Origin of the sequence: Priestia sp. YIM B13490, from assembly GCF_042787735.1 — a bacterium.
Lineage (GTDB): Bacteria > Bacillota > Bacilli > Bacillales > Bacillaceae_H > Priestia > Priestia megaterium.
The window spans coordinates 20,899-28,236 of record NZ_JBHZOT010000025.1 but is presented as its reverse complement, the minus strand read 5'-3'; the positions used below and the strand labels follow the sequence as shown (position 1 = coordinate 28,236).

Annotated in this window: 9 protein-coding genes; 6 read left to right on the top strand and 3 right to left on the bottom strand. The window is 35.7% G+C overall.

Translation table 11 applies throughout. The features are described from left to right. Nucleotides 1-609: group II intron maturase-specific domain-containing protein (locus tag ACFX4R_RS28480; protein ID WP_377571587.1), on the top strand; the 609-nt coding region annotated here is incomplete at its 5' end. A gap of 111 nt (nt 610-720) precedes the next feature. Here ACFX4R_RS28480 and ACFX4R_RS28475 read toward each other — a convergent pair. Then, complete coding sequence (locus ACFX4R_RS28475) at nt 721-1,149, bottom strand: ArsI/CadI family heavy metal resistance metalloenzyme (RefSeq protein WP_097823746.1); 429 nt, start codon at nt 1,147-1,149, stop codon at nt 721-723. A 50-nt stretch (nt 1,150-1,199) separates the two neighbouring features. Then, nucleotides 1,200-1,529: an ArsR/SmtB family transcription factor gene (locus ACFX4R_RS28470; protein ID WP_043981853.1), complete on the bottom strand. Its 330-nt coding sequence runs from the start codon at nt 1,527-1,529 to the stop codon at nt 1,200-1,202. Nucleotides 1,530-1,936: 407 nt separating this feature from the next. Between ACFX4R_RS28470 and ACFX4R_RS28465 the strand changes: the two genes are divergently transcribed. The 5 genes from ACFX4R_RS28465 (at nt 1,937) to recA (ending at nt 5,577) form a co-directional block, all read left to right on the top strand. After that, the gene (locus ACFX4R_RS28465; RefSeq protein WP_028410070.1) at nt 1,937-2,284 is read left to right on the top strand and encodes an ArsR/SmtB family transcription factor; all 348 of its coding nucleotides are present in this window, start codon (nt 1,937-1,939) and stop codon (nt 2,282-2,284) included. 18 nt (nt 2,285-2,302) lie between these two features. Next, complete coding sequence (locus ACFX4R_RS28460) at nt 2,303-3,601, top strand: arsenic transporter (protein WP_318331380.1); 1,299 nt, start codon at nt 2,303-2,305, stop codon at nt 3,599-3,601. 24 nt (nt 3,602-3,625) lie between these two features. Next, complete coding sequence (arsC, locus tag ACFX4R_RS28455) at nt 3,626-4,048, top strand: arsenate reductase (thioredoxin) (RefSeq protein ID WP_097823748.1); 423 nt, start codon at nt 3,626-3,628, stop codon at nt 4,046-4,048. A 300-nt stretch (nt 4,049-4,348) separates the two neighbouring features. Next, nucleotides 4,349-4,543 carry a hypothetical protein gene (locus tag ACFX4R_RS28450; RefSeq protein ID WP_141425872.1) on the top strand — a complete coding sequence of 65 codons (195 nt, stop codon included), beginning with the start codon at nt 4,349-4,351 and terminating at the stop codon, nt 4,541-4,543. Further along, nucleotides 4,540-5,577, top strand: coding sequence for a recombinase RecA (gene recA, locus ACFX4R_RS28445; RefSeq protein ID WP_097823749.1), 1,038 nt, complete (start codon nt 4,540-4,542; stop codon nt 5,575-5,577). Before ACFX4R_RS28450 ends, recA begins: the two co-directional genes overlap by 4 nt. A 302-nt stretch (nt 5,578-5,879) precedes the next feature. On the opposite strand, the gene ACFX4R_RS28440 is transcribed toward recA, so the two are convergent. Continuing rightward, entirely contained in the window at nt 5,880-7,202 is a 1,323-nt protein-coding gene (locus ACFX4R_RS28440; protein ID WP_377571583.1) for a DUF1565 domain-containing protein, read from the bottom strand. Nucleotides 7,203-7,338 lie beyond the last annotated feature (136 nt).

Sequence of the window (7,338 nt, the reverse complement as noted above, 5' to 3'; positions counted from 1 at the left end):
AAGTTATTTATCAAACCTAGCAGAGACAGCATTAAAAAGGCTAGAAACAAGATAAAAGATACGTTCTCTGTGATGAGAGGAAGACCAGTAAAAGAACTAATACGTGTTTTAAACCCGATTATTCGTGGCTACGGCCAGTATTGGAAACATGTCGTATCTAAAAAGACTTACAGCTATATGGACAATTATATTTTCCTAAAAGTGAGAAAACATCTTAAACAACTGCATCCAAAGAAGTCGAGAAAATGGATTAGCAAGCGTTATTTTAAGAAGCCCCACCACGGTGGAAATAATCAATGGATTCTCACATGTCCACTTACTAGCATTCAATTGTTAAAGATGTCCTGGATTAAGATAGAACGACATGTCATGGTAGCCTACAAAAACAGCCCAGATGATCCGAGTCTAAAAGAGTATTGGGAAAAACGAGACCGTAAGGTCTTTAACAATGAAAATACATTCGATAGGATGAAACTCGCAAGAAAACAAGGATATCGTTGTGCATTGTGTAAGCAGACTCTACAAAATGGAGAAAAAGTTACAGTGCGAAACCTAGAGGTTTCTACAGGTCAATTTGCTAAATTAGTACATGTACCATGTATTAAATAAGTTGTTCGGATAAAAAGAAGGCTTGAGCCGTATGACGGGAAATCTGTCACGTACGGTTCTTAGGGGGGCGGGCGCTCGTGAGAGTGCCTGCCTACCCGACTTAACTAATGATTAACAACAAGCATTAGTTACAGGTAGCTTTTCATTTGGCCCATCGCTGTTCTTGTGAACCTCACTATCAGATTTCGTATAAAAGAATTCCCATTCGTTTCCGTCCGGATCTGTTACCCAAAACTTATCTTGCACAGCATAGCAGCAAGTTGTATCCATTTCTTCACGAGCAAAGAAGCCTTCTTTTTCTAATCGTGATTTATGAGAATGAATTTCTTCAGGAGTTTCTACTTGGAAGCCGAAATGATTCACTTGATTACCTTTTACTTCGTCTCGTACGTTTAAAGTAAAATTTAATCCTGCCTCATCTACTAAGAATTTAGCGTAATCTACTTTCGTTTTCACAGGTTGAACGCCAAATACCTTTTGATAAAACTCCATGGACGCCTCTAGATTCGTTACATTAATTCCTACGTGAACATATTTCATTTACACTTCCTCCTTCGCATTATAAACAATATTATTTTAAATATATTAATTTAAGAGCAGGAGCCGCTTTTACTTGTATCTTTTCTAAACAAGCAGCAAAGCTCCTCAGATAACAGGTGATTTACCTCTTTATCATGTAAATCATAATAGCTCCATGTCCCTTTTGTTTCTTTTGTGATAAGGTTTGCTTCTAATAAAATTTTTAAATGATAGGAAAGTTTAGATTGAGACATCCCAAAGAATTCAGTTAGGTCACATACGCATGTCTGTCCCCGCTGGCAGAGCTCATACATAATTTCTAATCTCTTTTGATCAGCAAGTGCTTTAAATTTTTGTTCGTACTGTTTAAATGGGTGCTTTCCTTCCTTAACTGTTTCCATTGTCATTCTCCTTCATCAACTTTTTTTGATTTAATGATCGAAGCTTTCGGCAGCTTTTTTAAAGTTACTATATGTAGTTTCCCCTCTTAGCATAGGATCTTGATGAAAAAAACGCTGAAAGATTAGGTTTTGTGCTTCCTTCTGGTCCATCCCTTGGGTGTTCATAACTAAATGAAAATAGGCTCGAAAGTACGTAACAGATAAGTTTCCAGAGTTGTTGACTCTCACTGCTTTCATCCTCACTTTCATAAATCAATTTTTTTTGATGTATTCATCATATCTGGAAAATTCAGATAAATCAAGACATTAATCAACTTTTTTTGATTAATGTTTAAAATGTATATTTTCGTTGAATATATAATAAAATACTTATATAATTATATTTGAAAATAAGGAGGTGAGTCATAATGGATGTAAAAGCGCAGGTAGAAGTGGAAAAAGCAGTACAGATACTGAAGCTGCTTGGAGATAAGACAAGATTGTCAATGATGAAGCTGCTCCAAAATAACGAGTGCTGTGTTTGTGAGCTAGTTGAAATTTATAAAGCAAGTCAACCGGCTATTAGCCAACACTTGCGGAAGTTAAGAGCTATCGAACTCGTAAGTGAAAGACGAAAAGGACATTGGATCTTCTATTCCTTAAATAAAGAAAACAGCTATTATCAGTTTGTCCTTGATATACTCGATTCTTTACCAAGCGAAGATGAACGATTAAAAGAACTAGAAAAGCAAGGTTTACGTATTAATTGTTGCTAATAATAGGAGGTCTGTAAAGTGATATCAGTTATAGTAGCCTCCCTCATCTTCTTAGTGACATTGATTTTTGTCATTTGGCAGCCAAAGAACTTGTCTATTGGTTGGTCAGCATGTGGAGGCGCAGTATTAGCTCTTTTAGCAGGTGTGGTTGATTTCCATGACGTGCTGGATGTAACTCAAATTGTATGGAATGCAACATTAACGTTTATTGCAGTTATTATTATTTCCTTAATTTTAGATGAAATTGGATTTTTCGAGTGGGCAGCTTTACATATGGCGCGTACTGCAGGAGGCAATGGCGTTCGCATGTTCGTTTATGTATCCCTCCTTGGAGCTGTAGTAGCAGCATTATTCGCAAACGATGGAGCAGCCTTAATTCTAACACCTATTGTACTTGCCATGGTACGAGCACTTAAATTTGAAGATAAAATGGTCTTCCCTTTTATTATCGCCAGTGGATTCATTGCAGATACAACATCGTTACCTCTTGTAGTAAGTAACTTGGTCAACATTGTATCAGCTGATTTCTTTGGTATTCGCTTTTCTGAATTTGCATCACGTATGATTGTGCCAGATCTGTTCTCACTTTTGGCAAGTATTGTTGTCTTATATTTGTACTTTCGTAAAAGCATCCCTAAGAAATACAATCTAGATGATTTACAGAAACCGGTTGAAGCCATTAAAGATAAGAAAATGTTCCGTTTATCAGGAATCGTTTTATTCATTTTAGTTCTTGGTTACTTTATTGGTGAGTTTTTCGATATTCCTGTTTCTATTATCGCAGGTATTATTGCGATTTTATTCTTAGGAATAGCAAGAAAGAGTCCCGCTGTTCACACTAAAAAAGTGCTAGCAGGAGCTCCGTGGGCGATTGTTTTCTTTTCGATTGGTATGTATGTTGTTGTCTATGGATTACGTAATGTAGGGCTAACTAAAGTATTAGCAAGCCTCATTCAAGCAACGGCTGACCATGGATTATTTGCTGCAACCATTGGCATGGGATTCATTGCAGCCATACTTTCATCGATTATGAACAACATGCCAACCGTGATGATTGATGCTTTGGCCATTGATGCAACTTCTGCAACAGGTACAATTAAAGAAGCCTTGATTTATGCAAATGTCATTGGTTCGGACTTAGGACCAAAAATTACACCTATTGGCTCTCTAGCCACTCTCTTATGGCTCCACGTTCTTTCGACAAAAGGAGTTAAGATTTCTTGGGGAACCTATTTTAAAACAGGTATTATCTTAACCATCCCAACATTGTTTATTACGCTTGTTGGTTTATATATTTGGTTATCAATTATTTCTTAACACATCACAAAGGAGATTTTACACATGTCTAAAAAAACACTTTATTTCTTATGTACAGGTAACTCTTGCCGTAGCCAAATGGCTGAAGGATGGGCAAAAAAATATCTAAATAATAATGAATGGGATGTACGCAGTGCAGGGTTAGAAGCTCATGGATTAAATCCCAATGCTGTAAAAGCAATGAAAGAAGCTGGTGTTGATATCTCAAACCAAACATCTGATGTCATTGACCCTGAAATTTTAAATAATGCGGATTTGGTCGTTACATTATGTGGCCATGCAGCAGATCACTGCCCAGTAACGCCTCCCCATGTGAAACGTGAACACTGGGGATTTGACGATCCTGCAAAAGCTGAAGGAACAAATGAAGAGAAATGGGCGTTCTTCCAGCGTGTACGTGATGAAATCGCTGAACGTATTCAGCGTTTTGCTGAAACAGGTAAATAATTAATCAAAAAGCAGTCTATTTGTGTAGACTGCTTTATTTCTTCTTAAAATCTGTTTTATAGTAACTAGGAATATCAGGAATGCGTTATTAGTCTAACCAGATTTATAGATTCATATATATCCAAATTTAAAAATGTAGATGGTAATCGATTCTACTTATATAAAAAGCTACCTTTCCCCTAATTTCTATCATTTGATAAGTAAATGCTAAAGTATAAACTTACTTTTTATAAATATAAGATATTCTTTTAGCTAGTTTGCAGAAAAACTTTCGCCTTTACAATTAGATGCGTTTATTGTATGATTACACAACAGGAACATTTGTTCGACACTAAGGGTTTAGAGATGAATAAAGGAACGCCAGAGCAAACTAAGACAGTTAAACACAAAATTTTCTCGCACGGAGCAAAAACATTTGAGCCAACTCTTATTCTTTATCGAAATACCTGGGCGTTTATTGTAAACGTAATAACAATCGGAGGTTTCAAATTATGAATGATAAAAAAGCAGCACTAGATATGGCTCTAAAACAAATTGAAAAACAATTCGGTACAGGATCAATTATTAAAATGGGAGAAGGCACACATACAAAAGTTGAGGCATCTAGCTCAGGCTCATTAGCTTTAGATATAGCTCTTGGAATTAATGGTTATCCCAAAGGAAGAATTATGGAAGTTTACGGGCCCGAAAGTTCAGGTAAAACAACCGTTTCCTTACACGCAATTGCAGAAGTACAAAAAAATGGAGGTCGAGCTGCCTTTATTGATGCTGAACACGCACTGGATCCAGTTTATGCAAGAAAACTAGGTGTAGATATTGATGAGTTACTGTTATCTCAACCAGATACTGGTGAACAGGCACTTGAAATTGCTGAAGCATTAGTTAGAAGTGGTGCTGTAGATATTATTGTTGTTGACTCAGTAGCAGCATTAGTTCCACAAAAAGAAATTGAAGGAGAAATGGGAGATTCTCACGTCGGTTTACAAGCTCGTTTGATGTCTCAAGCTCTTCGTAAACTATCTGGAGCAATCAATAAGTCTAAAACCATTGCCATCTTCATCAACCAAATCAGGGAGAAAGTAGGCGTTATGTTTGGAAATCCAGAAACAACGCCAGGTGGAAGAGCACTAAAATTCTATTCTTCCCTTCGTCTTGAGGTTCGCCGTGCTGAACAACTTAAACTAGGAAATGACATAGTTGGTAACAAAACAAGAATTAAAGTAGTCAAAAATAAAATGGCACCTCCTTTCCGCATTGCTGAAGTAGATATTATGTATGGAGAAGGTATCTCGAGAGAAGGAGAAATCTTAGATATCGGTTCTGAAGTAGATATTGTTCAAAAGTCTGGATCTTGGTTTTCATATAATGAGGAGCGTTTAGGACAGGGACGAGAAAACGCTAAGATTTTCTTAAAAGAAAACCCTGAAATTAGAGAAGAAATTAGAAAAAGAATTATTGATTTCAAATATAGCGATAATATTAACAACGATAATGTTATAGATAACGATAGCGAAAACGAAAACAAATAAAGGCATAAAACACCTTTCCCACGGCTTGAACTGCACCCCATTATTAGATAAAAAAACTCTAATAATGGGGGTGTTTTTATGTCAAGGCTATTGATTTGTACCTAAATAAACACTACTCATATAGAGAAACAGCATGAATCTTCTTGCAATCCATTTGTATATTTACAATGAACGCACCTTTCTCTTTGTTTCAATGAAATAAAAAGTATAACCAGCAGATAGTGAAGTGAATAATTTTTTGGCCTTAAATAGAATCCCAGCGAGCAACTAAATAAAGAATATCTTCTAAAAAGAAATTTTCATTAAAAAAGCCTAGGTGATACGATAGTAGAACTTTCTATTTCTTTCCCCTTCCATATCCATCGATCCGCTTTATCTCTACTTTTATTTAGGTACACATTATGATTAAGTTGATTATATTTATTTGAGTAATGAAGATTGGCCAGAAGCAAATTAGATTTTACTGAAACCATAACATTATTGTTAATAGCGTTATGAGTTGCATGATATTGCATCAGTAATTGGCCACCATCCATGTTCATCGTATCATTTCCATATAAAATATTATGTTCAATAAGAGTATTTATCGTCCCTCCACGTTTTTTATCATAGCCTCCAATTGAAATTCCTGTAAAACGATTCTTATAAATCATATTCCGTATAACTTGAACATTGCTAGTTTGTTTACCATAGTGTTCACTTGCGATTTCTATTCCTAGATCGTTATGACTTGAAACGTTATGCTCAATAATAACATCTTTTCCTCCGTCTACGTAGATTCCCCCAGCGGAGTATTCATGTTTGTAAGCAGGATTTGAATAACTGCTGACGTTGTAAATATGGTTTTCACTAATGAGTCCTTCACGAGCTCGGTCATATTTCTCAACAGGAGCTACTTTTTCAAAGCCAATTACGTCAATCCCAATATTATCAACGTTTCGAATTGTATTGGCATTGACGATAAAATCTTTAACATTTCCATTTAGAGTTAGTGCTTCACTAAAACCTAAGGTCAGGTTTTCAAGTAGGTTTCGCGATATTTCAATGTTTTCTAACGAACGCGGCGCTTTGGATCCATAAAAAGCTATTCCATGAGCGTTTCCATTTTTATGTGCAGTCTTGATATCGAAAATATGATTATTAATAATTCGAAGGTTCTTTCCACTTCCTTCTACTAAAATACCACATGGTGTATTTTGTTCCTTAGAAGTAGACGAATGACCTATATTCAAACCTTGAATTGTTATGTAGCTCTTATTTTTTATGCTAACTAGCCCTCCATCTGTAGAACGGCTTTTTATTTTTTCTCCACTAATAAGAGGCTTTTCACTTTTATAGTTCCTGAAGATAATAGGCTTTTGTTTAGTACCTGAACGGCTAATAATTAATTGTTCATAGTAGATACCGCCTCTGATGTAAACGGTAGTTCCGGGCTGAGCTACTTCACTTGCCTTTCTTAATGTTCTAAAAGGTTTGCTTTTAGTACCCAGGTTTTTGTCATCCCCTGTAGGAGAAACATAAATTTCATGATGTATTATAGGAGCTGCTGAAGGTTGATTAGCTGCCTCAACCCTTTGGTTTATACAGCATAGTAAAATAAGAAGAATACCAACTGCTTTTTTCATAAGATCCTCCTTAAAGTTAATGAATTTTACTTGCGAGATTTTTAAATTATACTATGGTTCTTTTCATAAGGATGTAAATAATTGCACTATGTCTTATTATTTTTTAAAACTACAGCAATTTTTACATTTAAAACGG

What these genes read in the sequence shown, in the direction of transcription:
- ACFX4R_RS28475 (WP_097823746.1), bottom strand. Translation starts at nt 1,149, where the DNA reads ATGAAATATGTTCACGTAGGAATTAATGTAACGAATCTAGAGGCGTCC.
- ACFX4R_RS28470 (WP_043981853.1), bottom strand. Translation starts at nt 1,529, where the DNA reads ATGGAAACAGTTAAGGAAGGAAAGCACCCATTTAAACAGTACGAACAA.
- ACFX4R_RS28465 (WP_028410070.1), top strand. Translation starts at nt 1,937, where the DNA reads ATGGATGTAAAAGCGCAGGTAGAAGTGGAAAAAGCAGTACAGATACTG.
- arsC (WP_097823748.1), top strand. Translation starts at nt 3,626, where the DNA reads ATGTCTAAAAAAACACTTTATTTCTTATGTACAGGTAACTCTTGCCGT.
- ACFX4R_RS28450 (WP_141425872.1), top strand. Translation starts at nt 4,349, where the DNA reads ATGATTACACAACAGGAACATTTGTTCGACACTAAGGGTTTAGAGATG.
- recA (WP_097823749.1), top strand. Translation starts at nt 4,540, where the DNA reads ATGAATGATAAAAAAGCAGCACTAGATATGGCTCTAAAACAAATTGAA.
- ACFX4R_RS28440 (WP_377571583.1), bottom strand. Translation starts at nt 7,202, where the DNA reads ATGAAAAAAGCAGTTGGTATTCTTCTTATTTTACTATGCTGTATAAAC.